The sequence below is a fragment of the Rickettsiella massiliensis 20B genome (genome assembly GCF_000257395.1).
In the GTDB taxonomy this organism is placed as follows: domain Bacteria; phylum Pseudomonadota; class Gammaproteobacteria; order Diplorickettsiales; family Diplorickettsiaceae; genus Diplorickettsia; species Diplorickettsia massiliensis.
Window position 1 is genome coordinate 565,175 of the sequence record NZ_AJGC01000001.1, and the last position, 15,870, is coordinate 581,044.

26 protein-coding genes, 1 tRNA gene and 4 pseudogenes are annotated in these 15,870 nt (G+C 39.4%); 3 read left to right on the top strand and 28 right to left on the bottom strand.

Annotation, left to right across the window (positions count from 1 at the left end; translation table 11 throughout):
* Window positions 1-3 precede the first annotated feature (3 nt).
* The 7 genes from S3O_RS19455 to S3O_RS17110 all read right to left on the bottom strand — a co-directional run bounded on the left by S3O_RS19455 (window position 4) and on the right by S3O_RS17110 (window position 2,490).
* Complete coding sequence (locus S3O_RS19455) at window positions 4-918, bottom strand: portal protein (protein WP_010597630.1); 915 nt, start codon at window positions 916-918, stop codon at window positions 4-6.
* Window positions 881-1,159 (bottom strand): hypothetical protein, encoded by a 279-nt coding sequence (locus S3O_RS17720; protein ID WP_010597631.1) that lies wholly within the window; start codon window positions 1,157-1,159, stop codon window positions 881-883. Before S3O_RS17720 ends, S3O_RS19455 begins: the two co-directional genes overlap by 38 nt.
* Window positions 1,156-1,341, bottom strand: coding sequence for a hypothetical protein (locus tag S3O_RS0103300; protein ID WP_010597632.1), 186 nt, complete (start codon window positions 1,339-1,341; stop codon window positions 1,156-1,158). Before S3O_RS0103300 ends, S3O_RS17720 begins: the two co-directional genes overlap by 4 nt.
* Complete coding sequence (locus S3O_RS0103305; protein WP_010597633.1) at window positions 1,338-1,679, bottom strand: hypothetical protein; 342 nt, start codon at window positions 1,677-1,679, stop codon at window positions 1,338-1,340. The genes S3O_RS0103300 and S3O_RS0103305 overlap by 4 nt, the downstream gene beginning before the upstream one ends.
* 73 nt (window positions 1,680-1,752) lie before the next feature.
* Window positions 1,753-1,938, bottom strand: a complete 186-nt coding sequence (locus tag S3O_RS0103310; RefSeq protein ID WP_010597634.1) for a hypothetical protein — start codon at window positions 1,936-1,938, stop codon at window positions 1,753-1,755.
* The gene (locus tag S3O_RS0103315; protein WP_010597635.1) at window positions 1,931-2,317 is read right to left on the bottom strand and encodes a helix-turn-helix domain-containing protein; all 387 of its coding nucleotides are present in this window, start codon (window positions 2,315-2,317) and stop codon (window positions 1,931-1,933) included. The genes S3O_RS0103310 and S3O_RS0103315 overlap by 8 nt, the downstream gene beginning before the upstream one ends.
* Window positions 2,317-2,490, bottom strand: a complete 174-nt coding sequence (locus S3O_RS17110) for a hypothetical protein (RefSeq protein WP_156792716.1) — start codon at window positions 2,488-2,490, stop codon at window positions 2,317-2,319. Before S3O_RS17110 ends, S3O_RS0103315 begins: the two co-directional genes overlap by 1 nt.
* A 164-nt stretch (window positions 2,491-2,654) precedes the next feature.
* Between S3O_RS17110 and ssb the strand changes: the two genes are divergently transcribed.
* Window positions 2,655-3,080, top strand: a complete 426-nt coding sequence (ssb, locus tag S3O_RS0103325) for a single-stranded DNA-binding protein (RefSeq protein ID WP_010597637.1) — start codon at window positions 2,655-2,657, stop codon at window positions 3,078-3,080.
* Here ssb and S3O_RS0103330 read toward each other — a convergent pair.
* The 8 genes from S3O_RS0103330 to S3O_RS11010 all read right to left on the bottom strand — a co-directional run bounded on the left by S3O_RS0103330 (window position 3,077) and on the right by S3O_RS11010 (window position 6,690).
* Window positions 3,077-3,277: an NrdR family transcriptional regulator gene (locus S3O_RS0103330; protein ID WP_010597638.1), complete on the bottom strand. Its 201-nt coding sequence runs from the start codon at window positions 3,275-3,277 to the stop codon at window positions 3,077-3,079. The two genes, ssb and S3O_RS0103330, sit on opposite strands and share 4 nt — an antisense overlap.
* A 205-nt stretch (window positions 3,278-3,482) precedes the next feature.
* Window positions 3,483-3,647, bottom strand: coding sequence for a hypothetical protein (locus S3O_RS17115; RefSeq protein WP_192805866.1), 165 nt, complete (start codon window positions 3,645-3,647; stop codon window positions 3,483-3,485).
* Window positions 3,648-3,688: 41 nt separating this feature from the next.
* Window positions 3,689-3,838, bottom strand: coding sequence for a hypothetical protein (locus S3O_RS17120; RefSeq protein WP_156792718.1), 150 nt, complete (start codon window positions 3,836-3,838; stop codon window positions 3,689-3,691).
* Between the two features lie 60 nt (window positions 3,839-3,898).
* A complete protein-coding gene (locus S3O_RS11000) occupies window positions 3,899-4,396 on the bottom strand; it encodes a DUF6475 domain-containing protein (protein ID WP_010597640.1) in 498 nt (165 codons plus the stop codon).
* The gene (locus S3O_RS0103355; RefSeq protein WP_010597641.1) at window positions 4,383-4,577 is read right to left on the bottom strand and encodes a hypothetical protein; all 195 of its coding nucleotides are present in this window, start codon (window positions 4,575-4,577) and stop codon (window positions 4,383-4,385) included. The genes S3O_RS11000 and S3O_RS0103355 overlap by 14 nt, the downstream gene beginning before the upstream one ends.
* A gap of 185 nt (window positions 4,578-4,762) precedes the next feature.
* Window positions 4,763-5,326 (bottom strand): hypothetical protein, encoded by a 564-nt coding sequence (locus tag S3O_RS11005; protein ID WP_010597642.1) that lies wholly within the window; start codon window positions 5,324-5,326, stop codon window positions 4,763-4,765.
* Between the two features lie 53 nt (window positions 5,327-5,379).
* On the bottom strand, window positions 5,380-5,859 hold the full coding sequence (locus S3O_RS0103365; protein WP_010597643.1) for a hypothetical protein: 480 nt from the start codon (window positions 5,857-5,859) through the stop codon (window positions 5,380-5,382).
* A 189-nt stretch (window positions 5,860-6,048) separates the two neighbouring features.
* Complete coding sequence (locus S3O_RS11010) at window positions 6,049-6,690, bottom strand: transcriptional regulator (RefSeq protein ID WP_010597644.1); 642 nt, start codon at window positions 6,688-6,690, stop codon at window positions 6,049-6,051.
* Between the two features lie 173 nt (window positions 6,691-6,863).
* Between S3O_RS11010 and S3O_RS16300 the strand changes: the two genes are divergently transcribed.
* Window positions 6,864-7,196 carry a helix-turn-helix domain-containing protein gene (locus S3O_RS16300; protein ID WP_010597645.1) on the top strand — a complete coding sequence of 111 codons (333 nt, stop codon included), beginning with the start codon at window positions 6,864-6,866 and terminating at the stop codon, window positions 7,194-7,196.
* Window positions 7,109-8,085, top strand: a pseudogene (locus tag S3O_RS13480) (tyrosine-type recombinase/integrase). Before S3O_RS16300 ends, S3O_RS13480 begins: the two are co-directional and overlap by 88 nt.
* Window positions 8,086-8,136: 51 nt before the next feature.
* Here S3O_RS13480 and S3O_RS0103380 read toward each other — a convergent pair.
* From S3O_RS0103380 to S3O_RS15225, 13 genes and pseudogenes are all read right to left on the bottom strand, one after another.
* Window positions 8,137-8,213: transfer RNA gene (locus S3O_RS0103380), tRNA-Arg, on the bottom strand.
* Window positions 8,214-8,627: 414 nt separating this feature from the next.
* Window positions 8,628-9,008 carry a hypothetical protein gene (locus S3O_RS0103385; RefSeq protein ID WP_010597647.1) on the bottom strand — a complete coding sequence of 127 codons (381 nt, stop codon included), beginning with the start codon at window positions 9,006-9,008 and terminating at the stop codon, window positions 8,628-8,630.
* A 42-nt stretch (window positions 9,009-9,050) separates the two neighbouring features.
* Window positions 9,051-9,479, bottom strand: a complete 429-nt coding sequence (locus tag S3O_RS0103390) for a hypothetical protein (RefSeq protein ID WP_156792720.1) — start codon at window positions 9,477-9,479, stop codon at window positions 9,051-9,053.
* A 909-nt stretch (window positions 9,480-10,388) separates the two neighbouring features.
* Window positions 10,389-10,526 (bottom strand): hypothetical protein, encoded by a 138-nt coding sequence (locus S3O_RS17725; protein ID WP_192805867.1) that lies wholly within the window; start codon window positions 10,524-10,526, stop codon window positions 10,389-10,391.
* Window positions 10,527-10,786: 260 nt separating this feature from the next.
* Entirely contained in the window at window positions 10,787-11,035 is a 249-nt protein-coding gene (locus tag S3O_RS18640; protein WP_235776190.1) for a hypothetical protein, read from the bottom strand.
* A gap of 35 nt (window positions 11,036-11,070) precedes the next feature.
* Window positions 11,071-12,066 (bottom strand): annotated as a pseudogene (locus S3O_RS17970) (GTPase); the annotation flags it as partial.
* A complete protein-coding gene (locus S3O_RS20325) occupies window positions 12,063-12,257 on the bottom strand; it encodes a hypothetical protein (RefSeq protein ID WP_408005659.1) in 195 nt (64 codons plus the stop codon). The pseudogene S3O_RS17970 and the gene S3O_RS20325, both read right to left, overlap by 4 nt.
* 111 nt (window positions 12,258-12,368) lie before the next feature.
* Window positions 12,369-13,056: pseudogene (locus S3O_RS15210) on the bottom strand (outer membrane protein assembly factor BamB family protein); the annotation flags it as partial.
* 185 nt (window positions 13,057-13,241) lie between these two features.
* Entirely contained in the window at window positions 13,242-13,520 is a 279-nt protein-coding gene (locus S3O_RS19460; RefSeq protein ID WP_010597652.1) for a tetratricopeptide repeat protein, read from the bottom strand.
* A complete protein-coding gene (locus tag S3O_RS19465) occupies window positions 13,490-13,852 on the bottom strand; it encodes a tetratricopeptide repeat protein (RefSeq protein ID WP_010597653.1) in 363 nt (120 codons plus the stop codon). Before S3O_RS19465 ends, S3O_RS19460 begins: the two co-directional genes overlap by 31 nt.
* Window positions 13,845-15,005, bottom strand: a pseudogene (gene hisS, locus S3O_RS13500) (histidine--tRNA ligase). Before hisS ends, S3O_RS19465 begins: the two are co-directional and overlap by 8 nt.
* On the bottom strand, window positions 14,992-15,420 hold the full coding sequence (locus tag S3O_RS15220; RefSeq protein WP_192805869.1) for a tetratricopeptide repeat protein: 429 nt from the start codon (window positions 15,418-15,420) through the stop codon (window positions 14,992-14,994). Before S3O_RS15220 ends, hisS begins: the two are co-directional and overlap by 14 nt.
* Window positions 15,374-15,862 (bottom strand): tetratricopeptide repeat protein, encoded by a 489-nt coding sequence (locus S3O_RS15225; protein WP_010597658.1) that lies wholly within the window; start codon window positions 15,860-15,862, stop codon window positions 15,374-15,376. The genes S3O_RS15220 and S3O_RS15225 overlap by 47 nt, the downstream gene beginning before the upstream one ends.
* Between the last annotated feature and the right edge of the window lie 8 nt (window positions 15,863-15,870).

Sequence of the window (15,870 nt, forward strand, 5' to 3'; positions counted from 1 at the left end):
TCGTTAATTAAGCGTGAAATATCCGTCGCACTGGTACGCTGTGCTCTGTTTTCTCTGATCGATACTTCCGTAGCAGATTGATTTAACTGGTGTATTCACTTCACCAATCGGATCCACTTGAAAACCATCTCGAATAATTTGTCTTAAATCTTTAATGTGTTCTAAGACTTCGGGATATTCAGGTAACTGCAACGCTTCTAAAGGATTTCTGCCTTGTGGGTTTCTCGCAATTAACGCGCCTGACCACTGTCTTACCATATGCGGATTAAAATATTTATCAGCATCGTAGAACAAAGGAGGATTGGCTTTATAAGCGAGGTTTTTACGACTGTATTCGATTACACGATTCAGATCACGAATGGTTGGTAGGAGATCAATACCAATACCTCGGCCTTCACACTCGCCAGGTCTAACTCTGTCACGATAAATAATGATTTGGTTATGATCGCGTTCCGTTTCCCATAATGGAACAAAAGGATCATCCTCTAAAATCGCATAAAGATAAAATTTATTTTCTTTTAATTTAATTTGTCCATAAATAACCACAAATAAATCATTCGGTTGCTCAAGTAGTCTTCTTTTATTGTTATATTTCGGAAAATCTTCAACAATCTTCCGTCCGCTCATACGACACTGATACCAGCAGGTGTTTAACACATCGTCAGTGCTATACTCAATTGTTAACGCAATTGCAGGAATCGATCGAAAATATAACGGTGTTACATCATCGATAGATTCAACCCATAAAGCGGCTGTACCACCGACTAGATCTAAATTACTCGATGCGACCATACGGGCTAAATTCGATTGATTTAAATAAAAGAATAAACGATCATTAACTTCATCTAATAAAGGTTGTTGTTCACTGATCTGATTGGGATTAATGAGATGCGGATCCAGGCTTAATTTGCCCCACACACGGTCTTGCGGAAGTAGCAGACCATGTAAGATCATTGGCACGTTGATAGGCGCTGAGAAGCGCTGTATTGTCCCACATCTGCAACCCTGTGGGTTTACCTTCATCACGAGAATTGAATTTAATATTAAACGCATCACGATCAGGGATAACGTAAGTATATAAATCTTTGTATAAGGCTAACCAACGATCCTTGTAACGTTTGCTTTCTTCATAGCGGGCATAGAGATCAGTAAAACTCATTGGAGGATCTGCGCCGGTGGATTAGGATTATCAGGATTAGTAAACTGCTGTGCGCCTTGCCCCTTAATGATAGCCATGCGCTGTTGTGCGACGGCCAAGCGCTTTTGCTCTACTTCTTCCTTCTGTTGACGTATTTGTTCTTCTAACATTCGATTAGCTTCATCGTCACCGCCACCACTCATGCACGTCTCCAGCAAGCTAACAGTTCGTAATTACGTTTATCCTTAAATTTGAGTAGTTTTTTAAACAAATGTTTAGGATTAAACGTCCAACCGATATCAATCCCGCTAAAATAACGACACACCTCGTTACAGGTATACCATTTTAGGAAAAACTCTTTAATCCTTTTAGGTTCTTTAATCTTCACAGCAATAAAGGCACTTAAAGCGGACAATTTCTTCACAGCATTTAAATTTTTATTCACATCGTTTGATCTCAAAATACGGTAAATAAATCCAAAGGGTGCTATCTCAAATAAAATACAATGATCCCCTTGATAACAAAGCAATGCACAGTGCACGAATTTTTTGCTAAAGCTAAAACAGTTATATTTACCTATGCCACGGTTATAAAATAAAAAAACTGCAATCAAACTACTTTTTATTTCGTAATTTAGATAAGGTTTCAGCTAATTGGGCTCGTTTGGCTAATAACGGATTTTTTGAATGCACCGCTTTTTCTAATTTCTTCTTAGGAATCTTTTTGCCTTTTTTTATTTTTAAGGCCTTGCGTAAAGCACCGCCATGTTTAATTGCTTTTTGAATAAAATCTTTAGCCATCTTTTAATGCCTTTTTGATATCTTCTAACTCTTGCTTTAATTGCGCTAATTCCTGTGAACCTATTGCAAACTCCATTGGAAAACGTCTTTCTAATAGCCACGCACGGGATTGCCAGCTTTTGACACCGAGTTTAATATCATCTAATAAACTTGTGATGGCTTCACATTCACGCTTTTTCAAGGTGTAGGAAAACTTAGCAAAAGCGGTTCTATGTCCGTTTTTAAGATCGTCAAAACCTTTGTTAATCCAATCGTATAAGGTACTACGATCAATTTGATTGGCTTCCGCTACGACAGAATAAGGAACTAAATTGCCAATGGCTTCAATAATATTATCAGATCGTTTTTTATTGAATTTCGTAGGGCGACCGCCAGCCATTACGAACCTCGATCAACGTAAATAGGTTTCCCATCTCCGGTATAGCGTTGCTGTACGACGGCATGTGACGTTTTAGCAAAACTATGCGCCAATTGCACACAAAGAGGTACCGAGTCCGAAGACTCGGTATTAGGGCAAGGAGAGTTATTTAAAGGGAGTTTGTTTTTATCCATACTTAACAAGGAAAGAAAAATAGAATGAACTTCGCTAGTATGGAATATATTTTTTCAAAATAATAGTTACTTTATACGGTAATTTTTATAAATTAACGCTTTTTAACTTTCTTTTACGACAGAATAAAATTAAACTCAATCTTCTTTATTTTTCGGGATTTTTTATGGCACGTGGCATTAACAAAGTTATTTTAATTGGCCATTTAGGAGCGGATCCTGAAGTATGCTCGATGCCTAATGGTACGGCTGTAGCAACGATTAACGTTGCAACTGGCGAAACCTGGAAAGATAAGCAAACAGGCGAAAAGCAAGAACGTACAGAATGGCATCGTGTCGTTTTCTTTCAACGACTCGCTGAAATTGTCCGTGACTTTCTAAAAAAAGGTTCTCAAGTTTATATTGAAGGCCGTCTTCAAACGCGAAAATGGCAAGATAAAAATGGCCAAGATCGATTTACTACCGAGATCATTGCTAATGATCTGCAAATGTTAGGTGGCAATAATAACACGACACAGTCTGTACCTACATACAATCCCTCTGAAGGAATAGCGAAACAAGAAGCAATGGATGAGTGTGATATCCCTTTTTAAGGTTTGTTTTCTTCTGCTGAATTAAACCAATGTAACAGGTTATCTTCTTCATCCTCTAAAATCGTTTCATAGGTTCTGTAGGATGTTCCGCATTTATGACAGGTATGTTTACGGCGACGCGCTTTGCCCTCATAGGCAACACGCGAATCCGTAATATAGGTTTTAAAGTAGTTACAGCTTGGATTCTTACATCTCATGGCTTCTCCGGTATTACTGTAAAGCCTCGATACTCAAAATGACCCTTTTTTTCTGCTTGTAGCCTCTGAAAATACGATAATGACTTGACGGCTAATTTATAATCGTCTGATCTTAATCGAATGTATTTATTTTGACGGCCTCGTTGATAATTTTTTATAAATCGATCCATGGCCTCAAAAATCTGTTTTAGGTGTTGTTTCATTGTTATTGAATAGTTTGGTTTGATTTAAATAATGCCGCTAACTTCTTCATTTTTTCTTTTTCTACTTTTGAGTAAATCGCTTTTTTCTTTCGTTGTACTTTTAGTTTTAATCGATTTTCTCGCCATTGAATGGGATAGCGTATGATCTTGTAAAATACACGTGTCATAAACATACTGTTTTTCTCCTTAGTTATTAGATATTAAACGCTCAATGCACTCGGGACAGCCTAAAAATTTCTTCAGGATAGACAAATTTAGCCATGTGATGACAATGTGCTGTTAAATTAAGTTCATTAAAAATGATTTCTGACACATCGACTACTTTACGGCCTGCTGAATTTTTATAATTATTTTCCATTAACATTTTTGTACTTCCTTTGTATGGACTGAGAAGAGGATCGCTTTTGGAATATATTTTTCATAGCCATTTACCTTGCGCTATACGGCCTGTTAATTGATGAGGCATTACCTTGGGTCGTTTTCGGCAATACACTTGATAACGGCGCTCAAAATCGCGTTGTGCAAATGTCAGTTCTTTTTCCGTGCATTGGCACAAATGAATCCAACCACCCATATCACGAATGACGGCATGAATTAATTCATCAGGAAAAATGACACTGTCATAATGGCCAATTTCACTGATGGCTTTTTTTACTTCAGTCCATGCGAATAAGCTTTTTTCCTCCACGTTACCTTGAATAATCGCAATGACATCGGTGGGTGCAGGAAAATAAGGATGTTTTTTGACATCCGGATTTTTTAATAACTCACTCAGTGCGTGTTGTACGTCCGAAAAATCGTAATTCTTCAAACAGGCCCAATACGTTTTCATCAATGCCGGCGATATTTTTTTATTCACGGTTTCGGCTATCACAAGAAGGCTGGCCGTAAAGGTTTTTTTTTCATTCGCTTTCATCATCTTCCTCCAAGAAAGCTTTCATCACAGCTATGTTATGATCCCAAGTGCTAAGCGATTGATGAGGACTATCACGTCCCTTGCTTTGATTCTGTTGCGTGTGTGCTAGCCAGCCCTGAATATGGCGGTTAATTCCACGTTCGGTTTTTTGTCGATCGGGATTGGCTTGATTCCAAGCCACAAGATGGCGAATTTCTTGTCGGACATCGATGGCAGGATAGTTTTTTTGCCAATCAGTTAATTCATCCTCAGTGATAGAACGTGTTTTGCCTTGTCGTAACGGGACTGTGAAAACAACTGGATCAGTTTTTTTAACAACAAGAGAACTTGCATTGTTTTCTTCGTCGTCTTTGCTAATTTGAATGGCTACAGCTGTACTTTTTTGTGCTCCCCACCTAAGATAATAGGGATCTTCCTTTTCTCTAATCTCTCATTTCTAATATCTAATCTCCTATCTCTAATCTCTAATGCTTCAAAGGGGGTTACTAAGACGCTTGCCTTTGCAGTGGAAAAATCGCGTGGAACTAAGTGTAATAAATCACAATATTTCTCGTAAAAAACCGATAAAAAGGGGAGATTCGGCAAATCTTTGAAAACGCGGTTAACGTGTTTGACACGATTATCATTTTTATTAAGCGTACCCAGTTGTGATGCCGCTGTTCCATGAACCCAAACGTATTCGCTGTCTTCGTCATACGAGCAGAAACCAACTTTGATTAGGACTTCAATACTCCTTCTAACACCCTCTAAATCTATTCCAGTTTCATGCGATGCCAATGCTAAGGGTAAATAATAAATACCCAGCATATTGGTATGACGGCAAGTCAATAAATAAAAAACTAAAACCTTAGATTCGGCTTCATAGCCCCTCATTTGTTTACCTAAGGGGCTTGTCCAAAATTCAACAGATATTTTGGCAAACTCACGCATTGTTATTGCCTCCACATTGGCAGCATTGAGGTGCTGTTTTTTGTTTATGAGCTCTATTTTTCTTGGACAGGATCATAGGCATCAACTTCTTTTTCTAATGTTTTTTTCCAGCAACTAATTAAACGTTGACGGAAAATCTTATCTAAATAAGAAATTTGTAATAGATGACCGACTACTATTTTAAAGATAATGGCTGTTTCGGGTATTTCCTCAAAAACGTGTTCAATGTATTTGCCTTGGTAACTATTTTTAATCGGAAACCAATTTAAAAAATCGGTTAAATAACTCCATTCAGTTATTGGATCCCAGATTAAAAAATTGAAACGAATCAGTTTGTTAAAACAAGCCGTTGTATATTGTTCAGACCATTCCAAATCGTAAGCCATGTAACGCAGTGGTAGGCGGAAACATCCCAAACGATTAGTAACAGGATGGCTGATTAAATAAATAAGTAACAATTTTTCATGTGTCTCTAAATAACCCGTTTTACTTTCTGCCCAGAAACAGGCTGGGATTTCTTTTAGTACTTTCATTTGATTTCTCCTTGTTATTAGTATGTGGATTAGTTATTTTTTGCCTGTAGATTTTTTAATTGTTCTTCATAGGTAAGTTTGGCTAGGCTAGCGCCTTTGGATATGGATATTCTTTCTTGATCAACGGCTTTGATTAATTCAGAACAGCCTTGTTGAACTTTTATTGCCTGCTCGTATGTTTTTGAATTTCTAAAACCTAAGCGGTTGGATATGAAATCTCTCGTTTTGAGTCCGATTCCTTTTTGACTCGTTTCGTTGAAGGTCATTTCTTTGTCCTTGGCGATTTCCAATAAAAATCCCAAGTGCCATGCCAGTAGCTACTCGTTCACTGATTAGAAAGGCTTTCGTCAAATCCTCTGTTACATATTTACCTTCATATAAGCTTGCAAGAGAAATTTTCCAGCAGGGAATCGTCCTTTTGTTATTATTTTGATATTTATAGAAAGTCTCATAACCAAAAATAAGCGTATAATTTTCATCTATACAAGGTGGTCTGTGTAGGTAAACAGGTTGATTCTGCTGGTTTTTTAAGGTATCAGGAGAGATAATACGATTCATAAGCACATGTGTTAGTTCGCATGGATAACTACCTGCCTCCTTAAGTGATAAACAGAAATTTCTTAGACGATATACAACTTCAAAAGGAACTAAATCCTTCCAAGTCACTTCACCGCACATTAACAATTCGATGTGTAAAGCAATTTCTAGCGGCACATTACTGCGGCCATAACACCAACCACTGACACTTTGTTGTTTAATCCCTAAAACTTTGGCTACTTGCGTCGTTGAGCCAAAGTAATTGATTACTTTTTCCAGTGCATTGACTTCCATGCTTAGCTTTCCTTTTGAATTATTTTTGGGTAAAGAAAGTCTATAAAAATTACTTACAACATTTGTGGTAGAGAAATTCGGTAAGCTAATTAACGATCGAAGGAATAAAAAAACTTCTTCAGATAAAAATTTAATAAAAAGATAAAAAATGGAGTTGCTATTAAGGACTAAAAATGAAAACTTTTAATCTTGAAGAGGCTGCGAAGTTTTTGAAGATGAACCCTGAGGGCCTAAGAAGGTTAGCGGCTACTAGAAAGATACCTGCTGCCAAACCTGGGCGTTGTTGGTGCTTCCTAGAGGAGGATCTTGTTAATTATGTTCGTTCGCTTTACGATAATCCCTGCAAAGTATCGCAGGGTGTCTCTAACACGAGGAGAGAAAAAATATGGCACTCTGTAAACGAAACAAGATCTGGTGGATTAGACTATCTCACAATGGAAAGAGAGTACAAAAATCGACTGAAACAACTAACAAAGCAGCCGCGCAAGAACTGCATGATCGACTAAAAGCCGATTTATGGCGACTCGGCAAGTTAAACGAAAAGCCAGAAAAACTGTGGCAAGAAGCTGTCGTTAAATGGCTGGATGTGTGTAAACGTAAAAGTAAACGTAGCCTAGAGGAGGTTGGGTTTCATCTGATGTGGGTTGAGCCTTATTTGAGAAATAAAAAATTAGTAGAAATAGATATTGACCTTATCGATGAAATCGTTGAGGCCAGAAAAAGGAAAAAACAGTGTCGAATGCTACTATCAACCGTTTACTAGAAGTGATCAGAGCCATACTCAATAATGCTGTTCGCAAAGGATGGCTAGATAAGCTTCCCTTGATCTCGCTATTTGATGAAATTGAACGTGATCGCTGGTTAAGCAAAGAAGAAGCGGAGCGCTTACTTAAAGAGTTACCGCCCCATTTATCGGATATGGCTGCTTTTTCGTTATTGACGGGATTACGTAAAGCCAATGTAACAGGATTGAAATGGAGAAATGTTGACTTAGTTAGGCGACATGCTTTTGTGAGTGCATCTCAATCTAAAACGAATAGAGCAATACCAGTACCACTCAGTACAGAGGCAGTTGCTATCATTCGAAAACAGATGGGTAAACACATTGAATTTGTTTTTACCTATCAAGGAAAGCCGATTAAGCAATGTAGTACAAGAGCGTGGCGTAATGCTTTGAAACGAGCAAGGATAGAAGATTTCCGTTGGCATGATTTGCGCCATACGTGGGCATCGTGGCATGTACAAAATGGAACGTCATTATATGAGCTGCAACGACTAGGCGGTTGGTCTTCTTATAATACGGTACAACGCTACGCACATTTAAATAGCCAGCAACTTCAAGAAGCCGCTGAGCGTGTCGTGTGTACAAATTTGGTACACGGTACGTTTAAGTGATATTTCAGGTTGTAACTAGACCAGCTAAAGTATTGAAAAATAAGGGGATTCTGGCGCGCCCGGAGAGATTCGAACTCCCGACCACCAAGTTCGTAGCCTGGTACTCTATCCAACTGAGCTACGGGCGCCTACACTGGAAAGGCCGCAATTGTAACAGGTTCATACCTATTCAGCTAGCCCTCAAAGTCATATCTTGTATCAAAAGTCCCCCAAAGCTTAGCCCCCCTTTTTTTACTTTTCTCTTCAACAAATATTGATTTACACGAAGATACACAGGTCTCAATCACTGATAGATAAGACTAATTTCTTTCACAAAGCACAAGAGAGGAATGAAATCACTTTCGATACTTATGTTTTACTTATATAAAAATGACTCGCTCATCAACGGCACATTGATATCGATTAGCGAATGAATTTATGATAGATTCAACTCAATTCATATAATCAGAAAATCTGATATCTAATCAAAAATTTATTACTAAATCACTTTTCTAAAAAAATAGCCTTTCATTACTTGATTCGTAGTCATTTTATAAAATTAATTAAAAATTTATTTTTTGATAACGATTGACTAATTCTCTTTGAAAATAATCTAATGCAATCGGTTCATTTACCGCGACAGATTCGAAAAAACCATCATAATTCCAAGACTCAGGAAGAAACACTAAAACTGGATAACCATAAATAATTCTATATTCGGTTACCCAATGCGATGGAATTTTCTGACAAATAAACTCAAAACCTTCTGCATGAGTAAAAAAACCTTTCTCATGGTTCGCTTCAGTTAAATACAGTTGAGTTCCTTTTTCTAAATTCAAAGCTAAGGTTAGAATAAAATATTCTTGACCTAGTTTAAAACTAGAACCTAAAGGACCTAAATTTTTTTCAGCACAACGTACAATACGGTTACATTTTACTTTCATTGCATGTCCTAACTATTATAGATGTATAATGTTAATTATTGGTTATTTGTGACTGAGTTCTCGTTCGGCCAGCACCATTCTTTCCATTTTATCGTAACCTAACTCTTGATAAATCAATTCGACTTCTTTATAAAAAAGGATACTCGCTTTAGACTCTCCCTCAGCTAAGGCTTCTTCAAAATCAGGATAATCCCAACTCCGTGGTAATAACATCATTACTTTCCGATTTGCTAATTCACGAATAGTTGCTATCCACGTAGAAGGTATTTTTTGTTCAACAAATTCAAATCCTTCTATTCCAGGATAAGTTATTCCCGCTTGATCATCGCCTTGTATACAAATACTCAGTCCATAACGTGGCCCAAGAATAACTGAAAAAACAGTATATTCTTTTCCAATTGTCAACCAAAAAGAAGAATCCATTTCTTCTCCTGTTGCATAGTGAATAAATTTTCTACAAACAACTCTCATTCAATACTCCTTGATTAGTTAATAACTATTTTATTAATTCATCTTACTTAAGATACATTTTTTACGTTTATTCAAAAATAAAAAACACTTACAGTTCTAATAATTAGGTGATTTTATGATGAATTACTACACTCTAAAAACTTCAATTTTATTTTTGAATAAATAAATAGGATTACAAAAAATTTTTCAAAAAAGACTAAATATTTTTTATTTAATTTTGCAGCGTGCTTTTATATTTAAATTAAATATAGGTCTGCTCTCATATCAAAAAATATACTTTTTATTCTCGACAACTTAAGAGATTACGGTGACTTAAATTATTAGAATAGACTAAGAACATATGACGCTTATTACTCAGTCAACATCAATTGACTAAATTAAGCGGTTAAGCTAGATCAAATAGGTACGGACTCTATTTTTAACTAAGCTATCCGAGGAAAAATAAGAATTGATAGAACATGTCGATTACGTTAGAAAAAGCGTTAATTGACTTGATTTACTACTGATTTTATCTCTTGTCAAATTAAGGTCTTTTTTGTTTGTTCAAAACGAGAACCTGATTTTTCTATATCCATTCCCGAAATAAAATGTACACGTAAAGATCGTGTAGGTGAAACTATATTTATAAGAGAATCCACCACTAACTCGCACCCAACCTATCTACTTCTTTGCGTTGTAGCTTGAGCTTCACGAATGCGTTAACCCAAAGTGCCGCAGTGACAATACACCCTAAAAAAGTAACCTGTGACAAACTGACTACTCCTAATAAAATCGGTAAATGTATAGGACAAAGAAACATTACAGCAAGAAAAAATAACAAAAACAGAGTGAAACTCACTCCTAAACCTTGAGATCGTAGACAAAGCCGATCCACTAGTTTTTGCGCTTTGTCGATTAATTTATTTTTATTTAACCATTGAATGAGAAGTGGAAAATTTTTTTGAACGTTTCTTCATCTTGAACAATAATTGTTAAGACCTTATCTATTAATTTTTTATCACATGCAGGTGGCAACCTTTCAAATTGAACCGCGATTGCGGCCTGCATCGTATCTTCTCCAGGTTCACAATCAAACTGTAGCCCAGGTACACAAGCTTGCTCACTGTAAAATCTTATAAAACACTCGAAATCAAAAGTAATGAAATTGAGTTATAGATATAAATAGGCTTCAACACATCAAACACTACTTAGTTGAGCCGCACAACTCGATCCCGAATAGGATCGCTCAGAGAGTAAATAAAATGGCTTAAAATAAAGCTTCACTCACATTCAAATCTCTTTTTTGGAAAATGAATAATCTATCTATTTTATTTTTCTCTAAACTCAATCCGAACAGGACTACCCACAATTCGTAAGGCGTCACGATAAAAATTTTCTAAATAACGTCGATAAGATTTCGCTAAATAGTGCGTATGCTGCCCATGAATCAAAATAAGCGGTGGATTATAACCCCCAGGATGGGCGTAACGTAATTTAACCGTACGTCCACGACTCAGTGGCGGTTGATGCGCACGCACGGCTTGTTCAAGTAAGCGGGTTAAGCGAGGCGTAGACATGGGGCGCGTCGCTGAGCGATAGGCTTGTTGTATCAATGCAAATAAATTACCGACGCCGGTTCCATGACGCGCCGAAATAAAAATCGGTTTAGCGTAGTCAATAAATTGTAATCGACGATCCAATCCCTTCTTTACTTGACTGCGTTGTGCTTCCTCAAGACCATCCCATTTATTGACAGCGATAACCAGTGCTTTACCCGACTCAATAATAAAACCTAACAAATGCAGATCTTGTTCACTCACTCCCTCTTGCGCATCCAACAGAAAAAGTACTACATTAGATTGTTCAATCGCCTGTAAACTTTTAATGACTGAAAATTTTTCAATCATTTCCTGGGTTATCCCTGCGGTATCTATCAACGTATAGTCTTTACCACGATAGGTGAAATCATGTGCGGCCGCTCTTTACCTAACATTCGATTAATTAACGTTGATTTACCGACATTCGGCTTACCAATTAACGCCACACGAATACGAGCTGACGCCTGGGGATCGGTTGTGGGCTCAAGAACCGCTTCCGAAGACGTCTCTGGAAAATGATGCCATACCTGTTGCATGAGTCCTGCGGTTCCTTCTCCATGGACCACAGAAATGAATGCGATATTGGAAAAGCCAAGCGAAGAAAACTCACTGATAAGCGTTTCGGGTGCCAACCCTTCACTTTTATTCACCACTAAACTCATCGGTTTATTGAGTTTACGTAAATTCTGAGCCAAGGTTTGATCTAACGATGTTACTCCAGCTTGGGCATCGACCATAAATAAAATATAGTCTGCTTCGCTTATCGCTTGTTGCGTTTGCTGGGCCATCAAGGCATCAATACCTTCTTGCTTGCCATCGGTCAGTCCTCCGGTATCAATAATGAGGAATGATCGATGACCGAATATCCCATGACCATACAGTCGATCGCGGGTTAATCCCGGCCAATCCGCCACTAAAGCTTGCCGTGTTTGCGTCAAACGATTAAATAAACTGGACTTACCGACATTCGGTCGGCCAACCAATACAATACTGGGCTGCGCAGAACTCATAACGGTTTCACCGTAGCATGTAATAGCCAAGCAGATAGTTTTCCTTGTTGTGTCACCACATAGGTGAGCGGATAAGCCACTTCAGGCGACGAAAAAATAGCACCCCGCTTTTGTACTAACACACGCGCTAAAGGACGACCATCCTGTTGTGCAAACCAATGTAAGTAACCTTCGCGATCACCGACGATCACACTGTCACCACATGGAACCGGTGCCGTTAAGCCACGATCATGTAACAGGGATTGTTGCCACAGAACAGCGCCCGTCAAGCAATTGAATGCCCAAATAACACCACGACTATCGGTGGCATATAAACGACTTTTACTGACTGCGAGGCCAGAATCACTCGAAAAAGGGCGTTGCCATTGAATACGACCATTCGTTAAGGACACGGCGGCTAAATGTCCGCGGTAGGTTGTGATATAAGCGGTTCGAGCATCAATGACTGGGTTGGCCGCAATATCAATCAGTTGTTCGCTTGCTGTCAAACCTTGTGGAAACGTTAAATGGCGCTGCCAAAGCAACTTACCCGTTTGGGCATTTAATGCAACTAAAACCCCATCCGAAAAACCAACCAACAACTGGCGCACTGCTTGGCCGCAGGACCAAGAGCGGCGCACCGTGATGATAGGTCCACAAAAGTTGTCCTGTTTTTAATAAAAATGCTTGCACTTGACCGTCTACGGTCTTCACAAAAACCCGTCCTTGATAGATAGTCGGTGGGGCAAACACTTGATTGGCCAACGGCGTTTGCCATACCTCCTTACCATTTGCGGCATTTAACGCCACAAGTTGTGGTGCCAGACTGGGAAGCACTAATAAACCCTCACTGACCGCCGGCGGGCTACTTAATATTTTTTTTAGGTGCACTTGCCAAATTTTACGTCCGTTTTCTCGGTGAACCGCCGTCACATAACCGGCTTTATTACTCACAAAAATACGTTGTCCGGCAATAACTGGATGCAAACGTAAACTCTCTTGATGATCCATCGAAGACCCGGTTGACGTCGACCAGAGCTGATTCACCTGGCGAGTCAACGGCACATCACTGAGCTTCGCCGGAGGGGGGGTGTTATCATCCCCTAAGCCTGAACAAGCCGTTAAAAATACGCTGGAAGCCACAGAAGAAGTAGACGAATTTTGGCATGACTATAATCTCATTAGCATTATTGAATTCAATTCAATGCGTTCATTTTTATGAGTGTTGGTGAACGAATCGCTTGCGCCATGAATTGTCTTTGAGCACTTAAATAGCGCGCGCGCGCTTGTTCTGGTTTTCCTAATTGGGTAAACACATCCCCCTTTGTTTCATCCACTAACGCTTGGTAAGCCTTATTTTTATTATTATTGAGTGCTAACAACGCTTCTTGTGGTGCGTGTAACGCACAGAGTACTCGCGCCAATCGAATACGCGCTATCGCGGCTAATTGTGGATGTTCCGTTGCCCAAAACAAATGATCTTCGTCAATTGTCCTGTATCAACCGCCTGTTTAGCCAGTTGTAACGCCGCAAGCTGCGCATAAGGTCCCTTCCCTGGCCGCTGGAAAAGGGGTTCTGCCAAAGCATTTACTTCCGACATGGTGACAGTCGGTGATTGTAATGCGATCGTTATTTTTTGATAATAGGTTGCGTTTTCGATGAGTTTTGCCGCTTGCTTCTGATAAAAAAAGTAAACGATAGCACTGATAAATAAGACGACCCCTAAACCTATCAGCACAGGTAACCCGTACTGCCGAAATCGGGCTTTAATGCGTTCAACTTGTTCGAAGTCGTTTAATTCATGCATCGTGAAAAACCTCAGCAATCGTTTTTAATAACGCAGATTGTGCAATCACCGATTGTTCTTTCTTTTCCTGTAAATTTTTTAACGCGATCGTCTGTGACTCTATTTCACTCTCCCCTAAAATTAAAGCATAGCGTGCCTGACGTTTATCCGCTTGTTTAAATTGTGACTTGATTGACGCACCACTCAAATCTAATAGTAAACTTCTGCGCGGATACGCGTGACGAATTTGCTCGGCTAAAAGGAGCGCCTTGGCTCGGGCTTGTTCACCTAACACAATAAAATACAAATCGGGTCCATTTTGGGTCGGGAAAGATAATAAATCGATTAAACGCTCAAGCGCTAACCCAACAGCGGGCGTCGATTGCCCACCGAGTTGTTCGACTAACTTATCATAACGCCCACCGGCACAAACCGTGTTTTGTGCGCTGTGCGTGGTCCGAATCACCCATTCAAAGACGGTATCGTTATTTAAGGGTAAACGAAACGCCCGCTTTTTTTAAGATATTCTTGCACAGTGTTAAAATGCTGTTGCGCGGTTTCATCTAAGTAATCCGTCAAACGCGGGGCCTGCTGAATAAGCTCATGTAATGCCGGATTCTTACTATCTAAAATTCGCAAGGGATTGGTGTGTAATCGTCGCTGTGAATCCGCATCGAGTTGCCTAAAATGTGCTTGAAAATAGGTAATCAGCGCCTGTTTATACACAGCTCGTGTTTCTGCCGAGCCCAAAGAATTTATTTCGAGTTGGAGTGCATCTTGCAAACCCAGCTCTTGCCAAAGACGAGCACTCATCAGAATGAGTTCGGCATCACTCGCCGGATGGGCCAGCCCAAACGCTTCTAAACCAAATTGATGAAATTGACGATAACGTCCTTTTTGCGGACGTTCTCGACGAAACATCGGACCGACATACCACCAGCGTTGAGTTTGATTATAAAACAAACCGTGACATTTCTTTTTCAACAATATCCGTTACATCACCAATACAGCGTTTGAAGAGTTCGGTTTTTTCAAGAATCGGCAAGCGAATCTCTTGATAACCATAACGACGCGCTAATTCGCGAAGTATCGCTTCAATACGTTGCCAAACCGCGGTTTGTTCTGGCAATTGATCATTCATCCCACGAATCGCTTGGATTTTATTCACTTTCATCTTTAATAATACAGTTGTTTATTTGGGTTATTCGTTTTGGTTTCGGCATCCGAATCAGTGATTTGTAAGCGCTTGAATTGGGGAACCGGGTTTGCAGCATCAACGTATAGCGACCAGCCGCCATTTCATCGCCGAGGGCACGCGCCAACATCGCCGCAAGCCATAAAGCATTAGCAGAAGGTTCACGTGTCAACTGAAAATATTGTTGTAAATAGCGTTGTGCTTCCGTGTAATTTTTTTGTTCGTAACGGATGCGTCCTAACTCCAACCACGATAATGCCCGATTTGCGTCTTCTGTGACTGCTTTCGTAAAATAATCCGCTGCTTTTTGGGTGTTAGGTATTTGCATCGCGCATAAGCCGGCATTTTCATACACCTGCGCTGCATTTAAGTAAGTCGGATCGTCTAAAGCCAATAAAAAATGTTGATTCAGCTTCCATGTAACGGCCACGGCGACAAAGAAACGTTCCATAGTTATTTTGCGCAATACCTGATTTTGGATTTTGATGAACCGCTGCGCGATAGTAAGCTTCCGCTTGCGCAATATTACCGGCCATTGCCCCACGACTTTCCAGTGAGTTGGGTGCTTGCTGCTGTGCAAGCAACAGTTTTTCTTTAGCACGTTGGACATCGCCTGCCTGTAAATACGCTAACCCAAGCTGAACATTGGTTTCAGCTGGATCAGGCAAAGCATCAGATTTTTTTGTTGTTGAGATCCAACTGCAAGCACTTAACTGAACAAGCAATAAAGAAACTAATGTCGGCCGCAGCCAAACTGAGGATAGATGATAGCGCCTGTTTTGACTAAAAAACCTTAAAACACGCGCCGCTAAACCAAAAATTTTGTTAGTTTGCATCGTGATTT